Annotated in this window: 16 protein-coding genes and 1 pseudogene; 5 read left to right on the top strand and 12 right to left on the bottom strand. The window is 69.5% G+C overall.

The window, feature by feature from the left end:
* Positions 1–3: 3 nt before the first annotated feature.
* The gene (locus tag ACWDXS_RS33945; RefSeq protein ID WP_378996980.1) at positions 4–639 is read right to left on the bottom strand and encodes a TetR/AcrR family transcriptional regulator; all 636 of its coding nucleotides are present in this window, start codon (positions 637–639) and stop codon (positions 4–6) included.
* Between the two features lie 140 nt (positions 640–779).
* On the opposite strand from ACWDXS_RS33945, the gene ACWDXS_RS33940 reads away from it, so the two are divergent.
* Positions 780–1,727, top strand: coding sequence for an oxygenase MpaB family protein (locus tag ACWDXS_RS33940; RefSeq protein WP_449972151.1), 948 nt, complete (start codon positions 780–782; stop codon positions 1,725–1,727).
* A gap of 47 nt (positions 1,728–1,774) precedes the next feature.
* Here ACWDXS_RS33940 and ACWDXS_RS33935 read toward each other — a convergent pair whose 3' ends face one another.
* Entirely contained in the window at positions 1,775–2,101 is a 327-nt protein-coding gene (locus ACWDXS_RS33935; RefSeq protein WP_235569656.1) for a DUF3017 domain-containing protein, read from the bottom strand.
* A 46-nt stretch (positions 2,102–2,147) separates the two neighbouring features.
* On the opposite strand from ACWDXS_RS33935, the gene ACWDXS_RS33930 reads away from it, so the two are divergent.
* Entirely contained in the window at positions 2,148–2,630 is a 483-nt protein-coding gene (locus ACWDXS_RS33930) for a tRNA (cytidine(34)-2'-O)-methyltransferase (RefSeq protein ID WP_379301651.1), read from the top strand.
* A gap of 1 nt (position 2,631) precedes the next feature.
* On the opposite strand, the gene ACWDXS_RS33925 is transcribed toward ACWDXS_RS33930, so the two are convergent.
* From ACWDXS_RS33925 to ACWDXS_RS33910, 4 genes are all read right to left on the bottom strand, one after another.
* On the bottom strand, positions 2,632–2,856 hold the full coding sequence (locus ACWDXS_RS33925) for a DUF167 domain-containing protein (RefSeq protein ID WP_378635378.1): 225 nt from the start codon (positions 2,854–2,856) through the stop codon (positions 2,632–2,634).
* On the bottom strand, positions 2,816–3,883 hold the full coding sequence (locus ACWDXS_RS33920; RefSeq protein WP_449972146.1) for a DUF4349 domain-containing protein: 1,068 nt from the start codon (positions 3,881–3,883) through the stop codon (positions 2,816–2,818). The genes ACWDXS_RS33925 and ACWDXS_RS33920 overlap by 41 nt, the downstream gene beginning before the upstream one ends.
* A 221-nt stretch (positions 3,884–4,104) precedes the next feature.
* The gene (locus ACWDXS_RS33915; RefSeq protein WP_449972143.1) at positions 4,105–7,782 is read right to left on the bottom strand and encodes an error-prone DNA polymerase; all 3,678 of its coding nucleotides are present in this window, start codon (positions 7,780–7,782) and stop codon (positions 4,105–4,107) included.
* 57 nt (positions 7,783–7,839) lie between these two features.
* On the bottom strand, positions 7,840–8,295 hold the full coding sequence (locus tag ACWDXS_RS33910; protein ID WP_379301659.1) for a hypothetical protein: 456 nt from the start codon (positions 8,293–8,295) through the stop codon (positions 7,840–7,842).
* Positions 8,296–8,472: 177 nt separating this feature from the next.
* On the opposite strand from ACWDXS_RS33910, the pseudogene ACWDXS_RS33905 reads away from it, so the two are divergent.
* Positions 8,473–9,384 (top strand): annotated as a pseudogene (locus tag ACWDXS_RS33905) (SDR family NAD(P)-dependent oxidoreductase); the annotation flags it as partial.
* A gap of 66 nt (positions 9,385–9,450) precedes the next feature.
* Here ACWDXS_RS33905 and ACWDXS_RS33900 read toward each other — a convergent pair.
* From ACWDXS_RS33900 to ACWDXS_RS33885, 4 genes are all read right to left on the bottom strand, one after another.
* Complete coding sequence (locus tag ACWDXS_RS33900) at positions 9,451–9,891, bottom strand: GNAT family N-acetyltransferase (RefSeq protein ID WP_449972139.1); 441 nt, start codon at positions 9,889–9,891, stop codon at positions 9,451–9,453.
* A 109-nt stretch (positions 9,892–10,000) separates the two neighbouring features.
* Positions 10,001–10,927, bottom strand: a complete 927-nt coding sequence (locus tag ACWDXS_RS33895; protein ID WP_449972217.1) for a sucrase ferredoxin — start codon at positions 10,925–10,927, stop codon at positions 10,001–10,003.
* A gap of 94 nt (positions 10,928–11,021) precedes the next feature.
* Positions 11,022–12,593, bottom strand: coding sequence for a DNA polymerase Y family protein (locus tag ACWDXS_RS33890; protein ID WP_449972137.1), 1,572 nt, complete (start codon positions 12,591–12,593; stop codon positions 11,022–11,024).
* Positions 12,594–12,794: 201 nt separating this feature from the next.
* Positions 12,795–13,535: a hypothetical protein gene (locus tag ACWDXS_RS33885; protein WP_378996854.1), complete on the bottom strand. Its 741-nt coding sequence runs from the start codon at positions 13,533–13,535 to the stop codon at positions 12,795–12,797.
* 199 nt (positions 13,536–13,734) lie between these two features.
* On the opposite strand from ACWDXS_RS33885, the gene ACWDXS_RS33880 reads away from it, so the two are divergent.
* On the top strand, positions 13,735–14,868 hold the full coding sequence (locus tag ACWDXS_RS33880; RefSeq protein ID WP_378996856.1) for a serine/threonine-protein kinase: 1,134 nt from the start codon (positions 13,735–13,737) through the stop codon (positions 14,866–14,868).
* A gap of 9 nt (positions 14,869–14,877) precedes the next feature.
* Here ACWDXS_RS33880 and ACWDXS_RS33875 read toward each other — a convergent pair whose 3' ends face one another.
* On the bottom strand, positions 14,878–15,534 hold the full coding sequence (locus ACWDXS_RS33875) for a response regulator (protein ID WP_379312782.1): 657 nt from the start codon (positions 15,532–15,534) through the stop codon (positions 14,878–14,880).
* 85 nt (positions 15,535–15,619) lie between these two features.
* On the bottom strand, positions 15,620–16,957 hold the full coding sequence (locus tag ACWDXS_RS33870; protein WP_379312785.1) for an ATP-binding protein: 1,338 nt from the start codon (positions 16,955–16,957) through the stop codon (positions 15,620–15,622).
* Positions 16,958–17,565: 608 nt separating this feature from the next.
* Here ACWDXS_RS33870 and ACWDXS_RS33865 point away from each other — a divergent pair.
* Complete coding sequence (locus ACWDXS_RS33865; RefSeq protein ID WP_449972132.1) at positions 17,566–18,195, top strand: MspA family porin; 630 nt, start codon at positions 17,566–17,568, stop codon at positions 18,193–18,195.
* Positions 18,196–18,240: the final 45 nt, after the last annotated feature.

The raw sequence follows: 18,240 nt of genomic DNA, 5'->3' as shown, positions 1-18,240 counted from the left end.
CCGTCAGGGCCCGGTCAGCAGAGTGACGATCGAGCGAACGTAGGCCTGAAGTCGTTCGCGCGGATACTCTTCCGGCTCGCTGACCCCCAGTCGACCGAGCATTTCGGCAATGGTGAGGGTCGAGTTCGCGAGTAGTCCGGCATCCATGCCCGACCATCGCGGCAGCACGGAGATACCCATGCGGACAAGCGATTCCGCGCGCTCCAAGATCTCGGCGCGCGAAGCACGAAGCGCCGCGCGATATTCGTCGGGCGCACTCGCCGGGGTGGCGAGGATCAGCCGCCAGCGGGTCGGATTCGCCAGTGCCACACCGACGAACGCTTCGACGGTCGCCGAGGCGGCGGCCAACGGATCGGCGCCGAGCAGGTCTTCGGGCAGCGTGTCGGCGATCTGATCCAGTCCGCGTTCCCGTTCGCGTTCCAGCAGCGCTTCGACGAGTTCGGCGCGGGTCTTGAACACCGTGTACAGCACAGGTTTTCCGACGCCCGCCTCCTGCGCGACGGCCTCCATGCTCAACTCGTGCAGTTCCATCCGGCCCAGGACCGTGAACGCGGCGTCGAGAAGTTGCGCGCGGCGCTGCTCCGGCGGCAGGCGCGGCGCATAGCGGCGTCGAGGTCGCTGCTCCTGCGTCGAGGTCACCGCCCACCTGCCTTTCGCTCGCCGACGATACCCGCCGACCCTGTCGGCACAAATCCTACGCAACCGTTGTATTCACGTCGAGCCATTGCTACGGTGGTGTTGTATTCAACTGTTTCTCGCACTGCAAAGGGGCATGTGCAATGGCTTTCGATGCGTCGACTCTGCGTCGCGACGACTACGGCTTCTTCGGGCCGGATTCCCCCACCTGGAAGGTGTGGGCGGCGCCGACCGCGCTGATCGGATTCCAGCGCGCGGTCACCCTCGAGCACTTCGATCCGTTCCTGACCGCCGCGGTCGCCGATTCACACGGGATCTACGACAATCCCGCCACCCGCCTCGACCACACGCTGTCCTACTTCCTGCTGGTCGCGCTCGGTGACGGCCGCACCGCCGTCCAGGCATCCGAACACCTGATGAAGGTGCACGCGCCGATGACGGGCATCGAACCGATCAGCGGCAAGCGCTACAGCGCCAACAACCCCGACTCCCAGCTGTGGATCCATGTCACCGGGTGGCATTCGGTCCTCAAGGCCTACGAGATGTTCGGACCCGGCCCGCTGAGTCCCGCCGAGGAGGACCGGTACTGGGCCGAATGCGTGATCGCCGCCGAACTGCAGACCTGCAAGCCCGCGGATGTACCGCGCAATCGGGCCGAGGTGCGCGCCTACTTCGAACGCGTCCGGCCGCAGTTGTGCGTCAGCGAGCGGGCCGTGGAGGCCATGCACTTTCTGCTGTGGCCGTCGGTGAGCAAAGGCATGACGTTCGCCGCCGGTGGTCGGGTGCTGTCGCTGGCGACGATCTCGACGCTGCCCGCCTGGATGCGCGAGCTCGGCCGATTCGACATGCCCCGCGTTGTCGATGCCTCCGTGCGTGTCCCGGGGAAGGCGATCGTCTGGGCGGCCGCACGTCGCGGCAATCGTGGGCTGATCATGGCTGCCCCGTACGTCGCGAAGCTGACCGGACAGATCCTGGCTGCCCACGAGCGCACCGCGCCACCGCGAACCCGGGCGACGATCAGCCCGGGCGATGCTCGCGCGCTCTACGGCAGCAACGGCACCCGCAGCCTGTGGGACAAGACCTCCGCCTGAACCCTGAGACAGAACCGGCCGCGTCGAACGACGCGGCCGGTTCTGTCTCAGCTGACGCCGAGGGTGTTGATCGTGGCGGCCAGGAAAACGATGGCGCTGCCGAGCGCGGTCAGCGCCGCCACGTCGAACGGGCGGCTGCGCACGGCGAGCAATCCCACCTGCACGGTCGGCAGGCACAGCCGGAACGCGGCGGCCACCAGGGCGGCGCTGCCGAAGATCAGCGCGCCGCGACGCCACCGATCCCACGCGACGAAGCCGACCGCGATCACGATCAGCGCGGTCACCACGGTCATCGGCAGATGACTGCGCAGGTACTGCTCCCCCGCGCTCAACCGCGCGACCCGGTGCTTGCCGGTCGTCTCCGCCTCGTTCACGAGCCCGATTGTTCCAGATACCGCCTGCGCGCGGACGGGGTGGCGCATGACAGAGTGGTCCGCTGTGCTGCACCTGATCTTTCACGAGCCCGTGATTCCGCCCAATACCGGCAATGCGATCCGGTTGGCCGCGGGGACCGGCTGCGCGCTACACCTGATCGAACCGCTCGGCTTCGACCTCTCGGAGTCCAAGCTGCGCCGGGCCGGACTGGACTACCACGACCTCGCGGTGGTGACCGTGCATCCCGACCTGGCGACGGCGTTCGCGGCGATCCGGCCCGGCCGCGTGTTCGCCTTCACCACCCAGGCCACCACACGTTTCACCGATATCGCCTATCGCGACAACGACGCGCTGCTGTTCGGCACCGAGCCCACCGGGCTGCCCGCGGAAGTATTGGCCGATCCGCAGATCACCGAGCAGGTGCGCATTCCGATGCTGCCGGGGCGGCGGTCGATGAATCTGTCGAACGCGGCGGCGGTGTCGGTGTACGAGGCCTGGCGGCAGCTGGGCTTTCCGGGCGCGGTCTGACTCAGTCGATGTCGAATCGCTTGAACCGTGAGGTGGCGCCGGCGGTCAGCCGAACGGCGGACTTGGCTACGCCGAAATGATCGGCGAGTAGTTCGATCGCGGCCTTGTTGGCCTTGCCCTCGACCGCCGGGGCGCGGACGTAGAGGGTGAGAGTGCCGTCTTCGGCGGTTTCTACGAGTGGGCCTTTACGGCTGTTCGGTTTGATCGTCGCCCGCACTGTGGGCACCGGGGGTCTCCTTCCCGGATGCTGCCGATTCGGGTGCGCCTGATGCGCCGACCTCGGATGCGGTGGCCCCGGATGCGGTAGGCGCGGGAGCGGTGGCTGCCGGTGCGGTAGGCGCGGGAGCGGTGGCTGCGGGTGCGGGTGCGGGTGCGGTGGACACGTGCGCTGCGGTGCGACGGCGCCTGCGCAGCAATCGCAGTGCGGCATACAGCAATCCGCCGATCACCGCGAGGAAGCCCAGCCACGGTACGGCCTTGCCGACGAAGACGATCGCGTCCTGCAACCAGTCGATCAGCGAGTGCCAGCCCGAGACGATGCCGTCCCAGAAGTTGTCCGGGTCGCCGGGTGCGTTCTTGTCGTCGGCGGTGAGGGTGATGGTGAGCGTCGACAGCGCGACCTGATCGTCGAGGCTGCGTTTCTGCGCGGTGAGGCTGTCGAGTTCGCCCTGCCTGCTCGACAGTGCCGCCTCCGCGGCGATCAGGTCGGCGGTGTTGGTGGCGCTCGTGATCAGCGCTTTGAGCCGGTCGACGGAGGCTTGCAGGGCGCGGATGCGGGCGTCGAGGTCCTGCCACTGCATGGTGACATCGTCGCGGTTGGTGCTCACCCCGGTCACCGAGCCCACCCCACCGAGCCCGGTGATGAAGGCGTCGGTCTTGTCGGCGGGCACCCGCACACTGAGCACGGCTCGAGCGGCACGCTTGTCGGTGCCGGGCTGTTCGGTGCGGCTGTCGATCCGGCCGTCGACGGCGCGGACCTGCTCGGTGACGGTCGCGGCGGCGGCGATCGGGTCCCCCGAGGTGACATCCACCGACCCGGTGATCACCTCTTTCCGGTTCGACTGATCCGTCGGCGCCGGGCTGTCCTGCTGCGGGGCGCCCTCCCGGAAACCGGGCGTCACCGCGGGAGCGGGCCCGCCCATGACAGTGGGCGAGGACGCCTTACCGGCACGGTCCTCGCTGTCGTCGTCGCCGCACCCCACCAGGAACACGAGTCCGAGCAACGCGATCATCACCACGGCAAGCTTGCGCATGTTCGCAGCGTAGTGCGTCAGCGGACCCCCGGCTGGCGTTCAACTAGGCGGACACATCACCCCATGCGTGCACACCCTGGGCCGGGTAACCCCTGTATGTCCCTACCAAAAGGGGCCCGCCCCGATCTGGACTGACCGGAGGGTGCGACGAAGGAGTACCCGGAGGGAGGGAAGATCGGGGCCTCAGGGGCCCCGCTCGAGCGCGCCAGCGCTCCAAAAACTCAGCGGAAGTCACGGGAGCGGGCCACGATGGTCAGGTCGAGGTGTTCGAGGTGGTCGGCGACGACACTGGCCGCGCCCTCGGCGTTTTGGATGCGGCCGCGGATGAGCAGGGCGGTGGCGTTCTGGGCGAGGCGGCGGTAGCGGGTCCACAGGCCGACCGAGCAGACGACGTTGACCATGCCGGTCTCGTCCTCGAGGTTGAGGAAGGTGACACCCGCGGCGGTGGCGGGGCGCTGACGGTGGGTGACGGCGCCCGCCACCAGGATGCGGGCACCGTCCTCGACTAGCAACAGATCGCACGCGGGCACCACCCCGAGTGAGTTCAAATGGGCGCGAAGGAATTCGGTGGGATAGGAGCCCGGCGAGATGCCGGTGGCCCAGACATCGGCGGCGGCGAGTTCGAGTGCGCTCATGCCGGGCAGCGCCGGGGCGACAGTGGCTGGACCGGTGCCGGGGAGGCGATCCGGACGTTCCACAGCCGCCGCGCCCGCCGCCCACAATGCCGCCCTGCGCACGCTGCTGCCACGCGAATCCTTTGGCACAGCTGAATCCGGCGGGCCGTAACCTTGTTCGAGCACTCGATGATCCGCGTCCAAAGCTCGCGCGGCAGGTGTTGCTGCCCAACTCCGGCTGTCGCCGGTGAACGGTTCGTGTGTCGCAGCGCCGGCAGCGCGCGGTTCGGTATCGACCAGAACGTCCAGCGCTCCCGCCGTTGCGAGCGATTCCGACTGGGCGACAGTGAGTTCCACGCGACCGGTGAGGTCGAGCATCGAGGTGAAGGGGCCGTGTTCGGCACGGGCGGCGACGATGCGCTCGGCGAGGTCGGTGCCGATGTGCCGCACACCCGACAGGCCGAGCCGGATCTCGGTGCCCGCGTTCTCGAGGGTGGGCTCGGCACAGCTGGCGTTGATGTCGGGGCCGTGCACGCGCACCCCGTGCCTGCGGGCGTCGGCGACCAGCGACTGCGGCGAGTAGAAACCCATCGGCTGCGCACGCAACAGCCCGGCACAGAACGCCGCCGGATGGTGCAGCTTGAACCACGACGAATAGAACACGATCGAGGCGAAACTCTGCGAATGACTCTCGGGGAAACCGAAATTGGCGAAGGCGTAGAGCTTCTCGTAGATGCGGTCGGCGAGAGCGCCGGTGATGCCGTGCAGGTCCCGCATGCCCTGGTAGAGGCGGTCCTTCAACTGTTCCATCTTCTCCGGCGAGCGTTTGGAACCCATGGCGCGGCGCAACTGGTCGGCTTCGGCGGGACTGAAACCGGCCACGTCGATGGCCATCTGCATCAGCTGTTCCTGGAACAACGGAATACCGAGGGTGCGGGCGAGTGAGTTCTCCAGCGCGGGATGATCGCAGACCGGCGCTTCCTTGCCGTTGCGCCTGCGGATGTAGGGGTGCACCGAACCGCCCTGGATGGGCCCCGGCCGGATCAGCGCCACCTCCACCACCAGGTCATAGAAGGTACGCGGCTTCAGCCGGGGCAATGTCGCCATCTGCGCGCGCGACTCCACCTGGAACACCCCGATCGAGTCGGCGCGCGAGAGCATCTCGTAGACACCGGCTTCGGTGAGATCGAGCGCGTGCAGTTCGACCTGCTCGCCTTTGTGCTCGCGCACCAGGTCGATCATGTAGTGCAGCGCCGAGAGCATGCCGAGGCCGAGCAGGTCGAATTTCACCAAACCGACCGCGGCGCAGTCGTCTTTGTCCCACTGCAACACACTGCGCCCGGCCATCCGCGCCCACTCCACCGGACATACGTCGGCGATCGGCCGATCGCAGATCACCATGCCGCCGGAGTGGATCCCCAGATGCCGTGGCAAACCGTCGAGTTCGCCCGCGAGCTCGAGCACGGCGTCCGGGATATCGGTGCCCGTCTCGGCGGCCACCCCGGACCAGCGGCTCACCTGTTTACTCCACGCGTCCTGCTGCCCCGGTGAAAAGCCCAGTGCGCGTGCGGCATCGCGCACCGAGGACTTGCCGCGATAGGTGATCACATTCGCCACCTGGGCGGCATAGTCGCGACCGTACTTGGCGTAGACGTGCTGGATGGCCTCCTCGCGGCGGTCGGATTCGATGTCGACATCGATATCGGGCGGTCCGTCGCGCTCGGGCGAGAGGAACCGCTCGAACAACAGCTGGTTGGCGACGGGGTCGACATTGGTGATGCCGATGGCGTAGCAGACCGCGGAGTTGGCGGCCGAGCCTCTGCCCTGACACAGGATGTCGCTGTTCTTGCAGAACTCGACGATGTCGTGCACCACCAGGAAATAGCCGGGGAACTCCATCTTCTCGATCACCGCGAGCTCGTGCTCGAGCTGCCGGTACGCCTGCGGGTTCCGCGCCGGCGGCCCGTAGCGCTCGGCGGCACCACGCAGGGCGAGCTCGCGCAGCCACGAGTTCTCGTCATGGTCGGCGGGCACGTCGAACGGGGGCAGCTTCGGGGCGATCAACCCCAGGTCGAACGCGCATTCGCGGGCCAGCACCGCCGCGTTCGCCACCGCGTGTGGATAGTCGGCGAACAGGTGCGCCATCTCCGCACTCGATCGCAGGTGCGCGCCGCCGGTGGGCGCGAGCCAGCCCGCCATCTCGTCGAGACTGCTCCTGGCGCGGATCGCGGCCAGCGCCATCGCCCGGCGACGCTGCGCCGGAGAGGCGAAATGCGCACCGGTGGTGGCGAGTACGGGAACATCGAGCCGATCGGCCAGCGCGATCAGCAGCGCGTTGCGCTCGTCATCGGTGGCGATGCCGTGATGGGTGAGCTCCACGCTCACCCGATCGGCGCCGAATCGTTCGAGCAGATCCCGCAGGGCCGCTTCGGCTTTCGGTAGCCGGATATCGCCACCGCGCAGATCGTGTTCGAGCGCGGTGCGCAGGTGGCCTTTCCGGCAGCCGGTGAGGATATGCCAGTGCCCGCCCGCCGCCGCGGTGAGGGCGTCCAGGTCGTATCGCAGAACACCCTTCTCCCCCGCGGCCATATGCGCCGCCGCCATCTCTCGCGACAGCCGCCGATAACCCTCCTGGCCCCTGGCGAGGACCAGCAGATGCGGACCGTCAGGGTCAGGAGATCCAGTGCGCGGCACTGAGTCCGGCGCGTTCGCGTGCCCGTTTCGCGGCTCGGCCGAACCGCCGGCATCGCGCAGACCGCCGTCAGCCGTGTCCCCGCTCGGCCCATCAGTATCTGCTTCGCGCGCCTGCGTTCGACCCGGCATGAAACGCACCCCGCCCCGAGGGACAGAACGGCGCCGGACCGCATCCCCTCGGCCCGGCGCCGCCTCCGCATCGGTTCCCAGTGACAGTTCGGCACCGAAAACCGTTGGCATTCCCCATTCCCTGGCCGCCTCGGCGAACCGGACGGTCCCGTAGAACCCGTTGTGGTCGGTGAGCGCGAGCGCTTCCAGACCGAGCCGCACCGCCTCCTCCACCAGCTCCTCCGGCTGACTCGCCCCGTCGAGGAAGCTGTAGGCGGAGTGGGTGTGCAGCTCCGCGTAGGGCACCGTCGGGCCGGTCGGCCGGTCGAGCTCGGCGGCGTGGTACTCGCCGCGTTTACGTGACCAGGCCGGACTGTCGCCGCCGTCGCCCGGGTGCAAGTCTTGCGTAGGCCTGCCGCTCGGCTTGCCCGAGAGCACCCGCTCCAGCTCCGACCAGGTCGGCGGACCGTTGCTCCAGCCCATGCACCCGCTCCTCTCACGACCCCCGCATCACCGCGCCCTTTCCCCTTGGCGGACTACTCAATTCGCGGGCAAGCGCTCCATCGACCGCGATTCCAGCGCCGCCTCCACATGGCTCAGACCGGTGCGGATCACCGCGCCGTAGGCATCGTTGGCGAGCACATCCAGGTGCCCGCGCGCGATGGCCAATTGCATCCGCGCCATCTCGAAGTCACCGACGCGGCGATGACTGTCGGCCAGGTTCAGATACAGCGAGGGCAGGAACCCGCGCAGCCCCTCGTCGAGCGGGATGCCCGGCCCGAACACCGCGGCCAGCGCCCGCTGGTCCCACAGCAAGGCACCTTCCGCCAACTCCTGCACATCCGCCAGGTGATGTGCCACCACGCAGCGATGCAATGGGTCGCCGCCTTCCCCTATCTCACTCCACAGCCTGGTCAGCGCCGCGCGCGCCGCATCAGGGTCGCCACCGCCGAGCCGCACCGCGGCATAGATGTCCGCCATCCGATCGTCCGCCATGTGCATCAGTATCGCACATACGTTCGAACATTAGCGAGAGCCACTCGAACATATTTTCGAGTTTTCCGGCGACCCTGGCCCTCGAACTTACTTTGGAGTAAGTTCGAGGCAACGAGCTGCAAAGGAGCAGTGATGTCTCAGGTTTCTCCAGGTGAACGGGGCCGCAAGCGGCGCGATCTCACCGGCAGGCATGTCGTGATCACCGGTGCGTCGTCCGGGATCGGACGGGCCGCCGCACTCTCGGTCGCCGACAAGGGCGGTGTGGTGTTCCTGCTCGCGCGCCGCGCCGACGAACTGGCCGCGGTGGTCGCCGAGATCGTCGACGCGGGCGGGCAGGCCTACGGCTACCCGTGCGATGTCACCGACTCCGAATCCGTGGACTCGGCCGTCAAAGCGATCCTCGACCAGCACGGCCACGTCGACATGCTGGTCAACAACGCGGGCCGGTCCATCCGCCGCGCCATCCACCGCTCCACCGATCGCCTGCACGACTTCGAACGCACCATGGCGGTCAACTACTTCGGCGCGCTGCGGATGACCCTCGCGCTGCTGCCACAGATGCGCGAACGCGGCTTCGGCCACATCGTCAACATCTCCAGCGCCGGCGTGCAGGTGGCCACCCCTCGCTTCGCCGCCTACCTCGCCAGCAAAGCGGCCCTGGACAAGTTCACCGAGGTCGCCTCGGTCGAAACCCTCGCCGACGGAGTCACTTTCACCACCATCCACATGCCGTTGGTGCGCACCCCGATGATCGCCCCCAGCGGCGACCAGGGGCCGTCCGAATCCCCCGAGTGGGCCGCGGGCACGATCGTGCGCGCCCTCACCGAACGTCCCAAACGCATCGATGTTCCCCTCGGCACCCTCGCCGAATACGGCGGCATCATCACCCCCAAACTTCGCGACCGTATCCTGCACCGCTACTACCGCGCGCTGCCGGATTCCCCTGCGGCCAAGGGCGAATCGGCCGAAGACACCCCGGCCCCCGCACCGGCACCCCGGGCAGATCCGAAAACCCCTTCCGCCGCCCGAAAAGCCACCGGCACCGCCCTGCGCCGCGCGGCCCGCTGGGTACCCGGCACACACTGGTGACCCCCGCGTAGTCACTCGGTTCGTCTCGCACCCACATGGATTCAGTGCCGCCGGGTCCGCCACGATTCACTGCAGGTCGAGGGTGAAGTGGTGGGCGGTGATGGTCAGATGACGGCGCATATAGAGACGATGGGCGGCGGCTCGGGTAGGACCGACGCCGGAGTCCAGGTGGACCCCCGTGCACCGCAGACGCCGAGCTTCGGCGGTGAGCCAGTCGATCAGGCTGTCGGCATGGCCTCGACCGCGCGCCACGGGAAGGGTGGAGACATCGTCGATGTAGAGGTGGTGGCCCCAGGCGGTGGAGTGGGATTCGCGGAACCCTGCCACCGATAGTGCCGCGGGGGAACCCGTTTCGAAGACCCCGATGAGACGGTAGCCCGCGGGGCGGAGTTCGTTATCGATGAACTCGATCAGGCGCGATGCCGTCTCCCACCGTGGGCGAAGCTCCAGTAGAGCCGGGCCCGCCAGCCCGGTTTCGTCCTCGCCGATTTCCCGGATGTCGATCATGGAGTCGACGTTAAGCCCGTCGGACGACGTGCGGGAGGGCCACCGCGCCGTAGTTCCAGTAGTCCACTGTGAAGCTTGCCCGGAAGCCGAGTCGTCCGCAGTCGATGAGTCAGCGATCCGTGGGACGTTCGGACTGCGCGCGAGACAGCGCGGGAAGTTGTTCTATCGCAGCGGGTTCCAAGTAGGTGGCCGGTTTGGGGGCGGCACCGCAGCTGGCTTGGCGCGGGGCGGCGGGGACGGTGCGGGCGGTGACGCGCCAGCGGCGGCCGTCGCGGTGAGTGACGATGGCGGCGCCCGCCACGGTCGGGTCGTGCGTGGGGGCCGGGTCGGGCTGGACGGTGAGAGCGGTGGCATCGGCCGGGACCTGCTCGCGCACGGCCACTTCGGCGAGCTGGGAGATCGGGGGGTAGCAGCTGCGGCCACGGAGACCGGTCAGGGAGACCTCCTCGACGTCGGCCGCCGCGAGCATCGCTTTGGCGGCAGTGGCGTCGACGCGGCCGTAGGTGAGGCCGGAGGGAAGCAGGACGACCGCGGGGGCGAAGCGGTGACCACCGGTGTGCGAGGCCTCCCAGACCCGGCCCGGGTAGTCGGCGGCGAGGGCGGCGGCGATCGGGCGGCCCAGCAGGGCGCAGCACTGGTCGCGTTTGCCGTGCGCGCAGACCAGGACCACCGGATCATCCACGCGCACACCGATTCCCGGCGCCGGACCGTCGACGAGATGCAGGTCGATGTCGAAGAGCTGGCGCAAGTCGGTGATCTCGAACCGCTCACACCAGGAGCCCTCCGGGCGCGAACTGACCAGCAACACAGTGCGGGTACCGGTGAACTCGTTGCGGCCGGGGCGGCGGATCAGCGTCGGCCGGACCTGCGCCGCCGACGTACGCGCCGCGAGCTCGGCGGTGATCTCCGGACCGAGCACTTCATCACCGATCACATCACCGCCCCACGCACCGGGATGCTCGATACACAGCCATCCGGTGAAATGTCCCGCGGTACCGAGCAGCGGAAGATCGGCAGCGGCCGCCGTACACAGCATGCCCTCGAACGGGTTCACAGCGCTCCTCCCACGACCGAGCCTTCCGGGACTGTCCCGGACAAGCGTCGTTTCACTCTAGAACCGGGGCGGTGGGCTACTCGTAGACGCCCTCGGCGTGCCAGTGCATCGCGTCGTAGACGAGCAGTACGGCGCGGATCTCGGTGGGGTCGGCATCGAGCTGGACTTGGACGCGTACGGCCAGGGAGGTGGGCTCGGCCGTGGACCACCAGCGTTCGGTGATCGGCCAGGGGCCCGCCCAGCCCAGCAGCGCCCACTGCTTGCTGCCCCAGCGCAGACGGGTGGGGACGGCGGTGAACAGGCCGCGATCGGTGACCAGGACGGGGGCGCCGTCGGCGGCGGTCAGGTGCACGACCGGGCGGTGCAGCAGGAGCAGCGTGGGAGCGGGTTCGGGGAGACGACCCGGCCAGGGCTGGGTGGGGTCGGCGGCGGGGGTCAGCTCGTCACCGAGGGCGATCATGGTGATGCGTTCGGCGGGCCCGCGCCCGCCGCTGAGCACGCCGATGCGGACCGCTTCGCCACCGAGCAGCCCCTGCACGCGGACCAGGGCGCGGCGGGCGCGCTCGGTCTCCTCGCCCTCACCACCCCACAGACCGAGTTGCAGCGCACCGGCGGCGACCACCTCGACCGGTTCCAGGGTGAGCGCGACGATCGGGCCGGTGGGGCGGGCGCGGTGGGTGAGCCAGCCGTCGAGTTGCCAGCGGACGCGGTCGGCGGTGTCGGCGGGGGTGAGTGGGCGAGCACAGCGCCAGATCCTGGTGAGCTCCTCACCCGTCTCGGTGCGCGCGGTCACGGCGAGCCGGGTGCACGCCACCCCCGCCGCCGACAGCACCGCGTGCAGCCGGGTGGACAGCTGCCTGCCCGCGAAGGCGGCCGCGTCGACCCGGTCGATGGGCGGGTCGCAGGCCAGCTCGACGGTCAGTTCCGGAGCGGGGCGGCGCGCCGACGGTGGACGTTCCGGCAGGGCGCGGGCGGTGCGATGGGCAAGCACGGCGTCGGCGCCGAACCGGGAGGCCACTTCGGCGGGAGACAGGCGCGCGAAGTCGCCGATGCGGCGCAAACCCAAGCGGCGCAACAGGTCGACCAGCTCCGCGCGCTGCGGTGCGGCCAGGCTCGGCTCCACCGCCAGCTCCGCGACCGGGAGCCCAGCGAGGTACTCCGCGCCCTCCCCCGGCGCCACGATCGCCCCGCGCCGTGCCGCGATCACCGCTGTCGACATGGCATCGGCGATCCCGATCTGCGCCTCGGCTCCCGCCACGGCGACCGCGTCGATCAACCGCACCACCGCGGCCTCCTCGGAGCCGAAATACCGTGCGGCACCGCGTGCCCCGAGCACGATGAGCCCGGGCCGCAACACCTCGACGCCGGGCACCGTCTCGTCGACAGCGCCGACCACCGGCTCGAACAACCGCGCATCGCGATCCGGATCATCCTGCACGACAACAAGTTCCGGGCAACATCCCTGCGCATCCCGCCGTCGCATCCCCCGCCGCACACCCTCGGCCCGCGCGATCGCCGAACACGCCACCACCGAACTTCCCCGCAACACCGCGATCGGTCGCTCCGCCGACACCCCCTCCACCGCGGCCGCCGCCACCGCGGGCCAGTCCAGGCACCACACCGCGAGCACCCGCTCAACGCGCGTCACGACGACGCCACCGATCCACACGCCACGCCACGTCCGAACGAGCCACCCACCACGAATGCGGTAGGCGATCGGTAACCGCAACGGTGTGCCGAGAGCGACTCGGGAACGAACGGGAGACCCGCGGCGATCGTCCGGGCGGCCGCCGGACAGTCGGTGGATCCCCTCACGCCCATCGGCCGGAACCTGACAACGGCCCGGCGGTCATGAGACGGCCTCGTGTAGCGCGGTGACTTCCGGTGCACCGCTGACGGTTTCGCGGGGCAGCCATTCGGTGCGGCCGACCTGGGCGCACAGGTCCATGCGGCCGTGGCGGGTCTGGCCGGCCTTGGCGCTCACGCGCACGTCGAGGCAGACCGAGCGCAAGCGGCCGCGACCGGGGCCGAGGCCGCGGTATCCGGTGACGCGGGAGTCCAGGCGCAGAGTCGGGTTGGCCCATTCGCCCGCGACCACCAGGGTGGCACCGCGATTGCGGGCGCGGGCGGCGAGGACGCGGCAGCGCGACGGAGGAACAGCGAGGCCGCCGAGGCCGAGGACTACCAGGTCGAGGCCGTCGAGCAGGACCGCGGCCACTTCGGCGGGGTCGGGGCCGGGGTCGGTGATCACCGCCAACCGGGACAGCTCGGCACCCATCTCGGCAGCGGCCAGCAAACCGAGCCGGGGCAGGCCGACGACCGCGGCGTGGCCGCCGCTCCCGGTAACGGCGGCGAGCATTCCCGTCAGCAGGGAGTGTGCGCCGGTGTAGGCGACGACCGCGCCTTTCGGCAGCCCACCATCGGGCAACAGATCGGCGAGTGGGGGCGGAACAGGCAGCAGATCTCGGCGTAGTGGCTGCTCACGTGGCATATGCCCGGTCGCGGACTCACCACGGCCCGGGACCGCGGCCATCCGCCTGCGCAGCTCGTCGATCATGCCCGCATCGGGCGACAACGCTTCCGAACCCATCAACACCACCTACTTCCACGATGGACCCGCGAGCGGAAAACCGCCCTGCGCCGAAACGGCAGCACCGTTTCAGCTATCGATCGTATTCGAATATACGTTCGATAGCGACCAGCGTGACACCCACCCCCACCCCGTGTCCACCGCGCAGCACCCCGGAGATCCCGGCCAGTCAGCGCCATATTCGGCTACCCTCGCACCCGTGACCGAACGTGCTCGTCCCCATATCGGCCCCGACTACCTGGTCGCGGGTCGCTACCGCCTGCAGTCCAAGCTGGGCGGGGGTGGCATGGGTGCGGTCTGGCTCGCGACCGATCGGTTGCTGAACCGGGAAGTCGCGATCAAGCAGGTGCTGTCCACCGCGGGACTGAGCGCGGCCGAGGCCGAGCGAATCCGCAGCAGCATCGTGCACGAGGGCCGAGTGGCCGCCAAGCTGTCGCACATCCACGCCGTGGCCGTGCACGACGTGGTGATCGAAGCGGGCGAGCCGTGGCTCGTCATGGAGTACTTACCCTCGCGCAGCGTGGCCAAGGCGCTCGCGCTGGTCGACACGCTGCCCGCGGTCGAGGTCGCCCAGATCGGCGCGCAGGTCGCCGACGCGCTGGCCGCCGCGCACGCCGCGGGCATCGTGCACCGCGATATCAAGCCGGGCAACATCCTCGTCGCCGACCGCGGCAACAGTGTGGGCCTGGCCAAACTCAGCGACTTCGGCATCTCGCGCGGCGCCGGCGACACCCAGGGTGACGAACCCGACGGTGTGATCACCGGCACCCCCGCCTACCTGCCGCCCGAGGTCGCGCGCGGCGCCCGGCCCACCGAGGCCAGCGACGTGTTCTCCCTCGGCGCCACCCTCTACACCGCACTCGAAGGCCAGCCGCCGTTCGGTTTCGACTCCGACGAGCACGACGTCGTCGCCGCGGCCGCGATGGGCCGGATCATCCCGCCCACCCGCAGCGGCATCCTCACCCAGCCGCTGCTGCACATGCTCGAGCCCGCGCCGCAGCGCCGCCCCACCATGGCCGAGGCCCGCGACGAAATCCTCACCGCCGCCTTCGGCCCCGGCACCGGCGCCTACATCCTCGGTGTGCCGCTGCGCACCGAGGACGGCACCATCCCGGCCTGGTCCACCCGTAACTCCGCCAGCGGCCTGCGTAGCCACAATTCCTCCCCCCTCCCGCGCCCGCACCGCGCGCCGGTGGGCGCCACCGCCGCCGCACCCCAGCAGCGCACCGGCAGCTTCGTCGACAACCTCCCCAACGGCGCCCCCCTCGCCATCGGCGCGGGCGTGCTGATCGGCCTGATCATCCTGATCGCGATCATCATCGCCGTGATGTAGAGCCGAGCTTCACTCGATGCGGCGTCGATGCGCCCATCGAGTCAGCGCGTTCCGGTTCGACTGTTGCGTCTTACGAAGCACATTCGACGCGTGCGTCTCCACGGTCTTCACCGAGATGAACAAGGATTCGGCGATCTCCCGATAGGTGTATCCACGCGCCAGCAAGCGCAGCACCTCCAGCTCGCGCGGGGTGAGTGAATCCAATTCGGGATCGAGCGGCGGCTCGGGGACCGGCGAGCGCCCGGTGAACGAATCGAGCACGAACCCGGCCAGCCGCGGACTGAACACCGCGTCCCCACCCGCGACCCGGCGGATACCGTCGGCCAGCTCGGCACCGGAAATCGTCTTGGTGACGTACCCGCGCGCCCCCGCCCGGATCACCGCGATCACATCCTCGGCCGCGTCGGACACACTCAACGCCAAACACACCGGCCCCGTGGCGATCCCGCTCAGCACCGCCACTCCACCACCGTCGGGCATGTGGACGTCGAGCAGCACCACGTCCGGCTTCGTGGCATCGATCCCGGCGATCGCCTCGGCCACTGCCCCGGCCTCACCGACGACCTCCATGTCGGTCTCCCGGCTCAGCTCGGCCCGCACCCCCGACCGGAAAACCGCGTGATCGTCGACCAGGAACACCCGCACACTCACTACCAGACTCCTCATTCGAACCGCTCGATCGACCTGCTGTCATCGGTACCACACCGCGGCGTCCGGGCGCCGAGATCGCCCCGGGTCGGTGCGATCGCGCTCAGTGATCGGCCGGATGATCCCGCGTCGGCGCGTGGTCATCCGGGCCTGCGGTGGTCGGCGCGTCGTCGCTCGCGACCTCGTCCGGCTCGGAGGTCCCGGAGTCGGTGCGCGGCATGACGATCCGCACCTCCGTGCCACGCCCGAGGGTCGAGTCGATCACGGCGGTACCGCCGCGGCGCTCGATTCTGGCACAGATCGACTTGGCCACCCCGCGCCGATCGGCAGGCACCGCCGACACGTCGAAACCGGCGCCACGGTCGCGCACGAAGATGCTCACCTGGTGGGGTTCGGTCTCGGCGAACAGGTCGATCTCGGGGACCTCGGCGTGCTTGGCGGCGTTGACCAGCGCCTCACGGGTGGCGCCGAGCAGGGCGGTGAAATGCTCCTTGGGCAGGCCCGCGCCGGTGTCGCCGGGGTCCATCGCCACATCGCCGACGGTGACCGGGGTGACCTTCACACCGTGCTGGTCCTCCACCTCGCCCGCGATGGTGCGCAGCGCGGTGGCCAGGCTCGACTGGGCGGGTGCGGTGTCGTCGAAGAGCCACTTGCGCAGTTCACGCTCCTGACTGCGGGCCAGGCGAAGCACCTCCTGCGGATCCTCGGCCTGGCGCTGGATCAGCGCGAGCGTCTGCAATACCGAATCGTGCAGGTGCGAGGCGATCTCCTCGCGTTCCTCGTTGCGGATGCGGGCGCCGCGCTCGGCATTGAGCGCGCGGACCATGCGCAGCCACAGCGGCACCGTCAGCAGACCCGCGCCGACCAGGGTGACCGCCACCGCGATCAGCGCCGACCCGAGCGAACTGAGATCGATCCTGGCCAGCACCACCACACCGAGCCCGACCACGATCAGCGTCGCCCCGGCCACGATGCGCGACCAGGTGACCACCGAGGGTCGCGCGGGCAGCCCGAACAGGGCCCGCGGCCCCGGCGCGGCGACATCGTATTCGCGCCACACCAGCGCGGCGCCGACCGCCACCACCACGATCGGCGCGATCACCTTCGCCGCGGTCCCCTGGAACAACCACCCCACCGTCACCGCGAGTCCGAGCCCGAGCAGGGCGAGCCCGATCGCCTGCCTGCGCTCGTCACCGGTCGGTTTCGCCGCGTCCGCGCCACCGGGAGTGAAGATCCACAGCAGCCCGTACGCCACCAGTCCCGCGCCGACCAGCGCGGACAGCAAGACGAACGCCAGCCGCACCTTGATCACGTCGACACCGAGATGGTCGGCCAGACCACCCGCGACTCCACCCACCACCCGCCCACCACTGCGGCGGACCAGGCGCGGGGTCTCCGGCATCGGCGCACCCACCGGCTCGGGGCCGGGGACGGGCAGCATGGGCCGATAGCCGCGCGGCACGCCATAACCCTGCGGATACTGGGCGTAACCCGGCGCGCTCCGATACTGCGGCGGCGGCGCGTAGTGCTGCGGCGGCCCATAGACCACCGGCTCACCCCCGAACGAGCGCTCTACGAAACCACGCGGCCGGTGCCAACCGAACCGCGGATTCGCCGCTGCGCCCGGGCCGTCGGAAGGCCCGTGGGTGGCGTTGTTCCCGGCGGCGGCGCCGGGCCCGGACGGGGTCGCGGACCCCTGGGCGGCAGTGCGGGCGGAAACAGACGGATCCATGCTCTCGATACTGGCACGCGCGACGGGGTGTCGACATCAGGAAAGTCCCTGATCTCGTCCCCGATGTCGGCGATCCGCCGCTGACCTGCGCGGCGAGCTGTCCGGTCCGGACAGAAATTACGCTCTACCTGGGTATATGTCCGATCCGGTGCCGGACCGCGACGCCGGTGCCGGACCGCCGGACCGGAAACCTGAACCCAGGGTCCTCAGCAGGTCTTTTAAGCCGATGCGCGGTCGCGCCGAAAGCCCGGCCGCACAGGCTCTTCCTACGTTGATGGCAGGCCGGAACTGCGGCCGCCGCTTCAGGGGAGGAACAAGTGAACATCATCACCACCGTGCTGGGTGCCGCCGCTATCGGACTGAGCACCCTCGGGATGACACCGATCGCATCGGCTACACCGATGGCACCGCACGAGACGACCTATCACGGGCCCGCCGGCTTCGAACTCACCCTCGGCCATACCGAGGAGTCCTACCGGCTGGTCCCGCCGCTCAACGCGATGCCGACCAATCGCGAGGTGTTCCTCGACAACACCGCCTACGTCACCGCACCGCTCGGCGCGACCGGTGAGGTCACCTCCGGCTATCTCGTCGCCTGCGCGGTGGATCTGACGCTGTCGGTCGGGCTCGACGGTGGCGTCTCGGTCGGCGCGGGGGCCGGCATCGGGTTCGGCTCGTCCGGTCCGGATGTGTCCGCCGATATCGGCCCGTCGATCTCGGCCGGTATCGATCTGAGCCTGTCGCTCGCGCCGGGCGAGATCAAGAAGATCGATGTGGGATCGATGTCGCTCGGTTCGGGCACCACCTATCTGGTGAACCGTGACTTCCATCTGATGGTGGGCAACTGCGGTGGACCGCTCAACGTCTACTCGTGGGCGACGGTCACCGCCGGCACCGGACAGGTGAAGGCGACGAACTCGATCTTCGGCGACACCATGTTCCTGTGATCCGCACGGGGCCCGGCGAGTCGCCGGGTCCCGGTCGATCCGAAT

It is taken from the genome of Nocardia sp. NPDC003183, from assembly GCF_053590715.1.
The sequence above is the reverse complement of the archived record's forward strand: the minus strand, read 5'-3'. Positions and strand labels throughout refer to the sequence as shown.

What these genes read in the sequence shown, in the direction of transcription:
- ACWDXS_RS33885 (WP_378996854.1), bottom strand. Translation starts at nt 13,535, where the DNA reads ATGGGTTCGGAAGCGTTGTCGCCCGATGCGGGCATGATCGACGAGCTG.
- ACWDXS_RS33915 (WP_449972143.1), bottom strand. Translation starts at nt 7,782, where the DNA reads ATGGGCTGGAGCAACGGTCCGCCGACCTGGTCGGAGCTGGAGCGGGTG.
- ACWDXS_RS33920 (WP_449972146.1), bottom strand. Translation starts at nt 3,883, where the DNA reads ATGCGCAAGCTTGCCGTGGTGATGATCGCGTTGCTCGGACTCGTGTTC.
- ACWDXS_RS33875 (WP_379312782.1), bottom strand. Translation starts at nt 15,534, where the DNA reads ATGAGGAGTCTGGTAGTGAGTGTGCGGGTGTTCCTGGTCGACGATCAC.
- ACWDXS_RS33895 (WP_449972217.1), bottom strand. Translation starts at nt 10,927, where the DNA reads ATGCTGTGTACGGCGGCCGCTGCCGATCTTCCGCTGCTCGGTACCGCG.
- ACWDXS_RS33930 (WP_379301651.1), top strand. Translation starts at nt 2,148, where the DNA reads ATGACAGAGTGGTCCGCTGTGCTGCACCTGATCTTTCACGAGCCCGTG.
- ACWDXS_RS33940 (WP_449972151.1), top strand. Translation starts at nt 780, where the DNA reads ATGGCTTTCGATGCGTCGACTCTGCGTCGCGACGACTACGGCTTCTTC.
- ACWDXS_RS33910 (WP_379301659.1), bottom strand. Translation starts at nt 8,295, where the DNA reads ATGGCGGACGATCGGATGGCGGACATCTATGCCGCGGTGCGGCTCGGC.
- ACWDXS_RS33900 (WP_449972139.1), bottom strand. Translation starts at nt 9,891, where the DNA reads ATGATCGACATCCGGGAAATCGGCGAGGACGAAACCGGGCTGGCGGGC.
- ACWDXS_RS33870 (WP_379312785.1), bottom strand. Translation starts at nt 16,957, where the DNA reads ATGCTGCCCGTCCCCGGCCCCGAGCCGGTGGGTGCGCCGATGCCGGAG.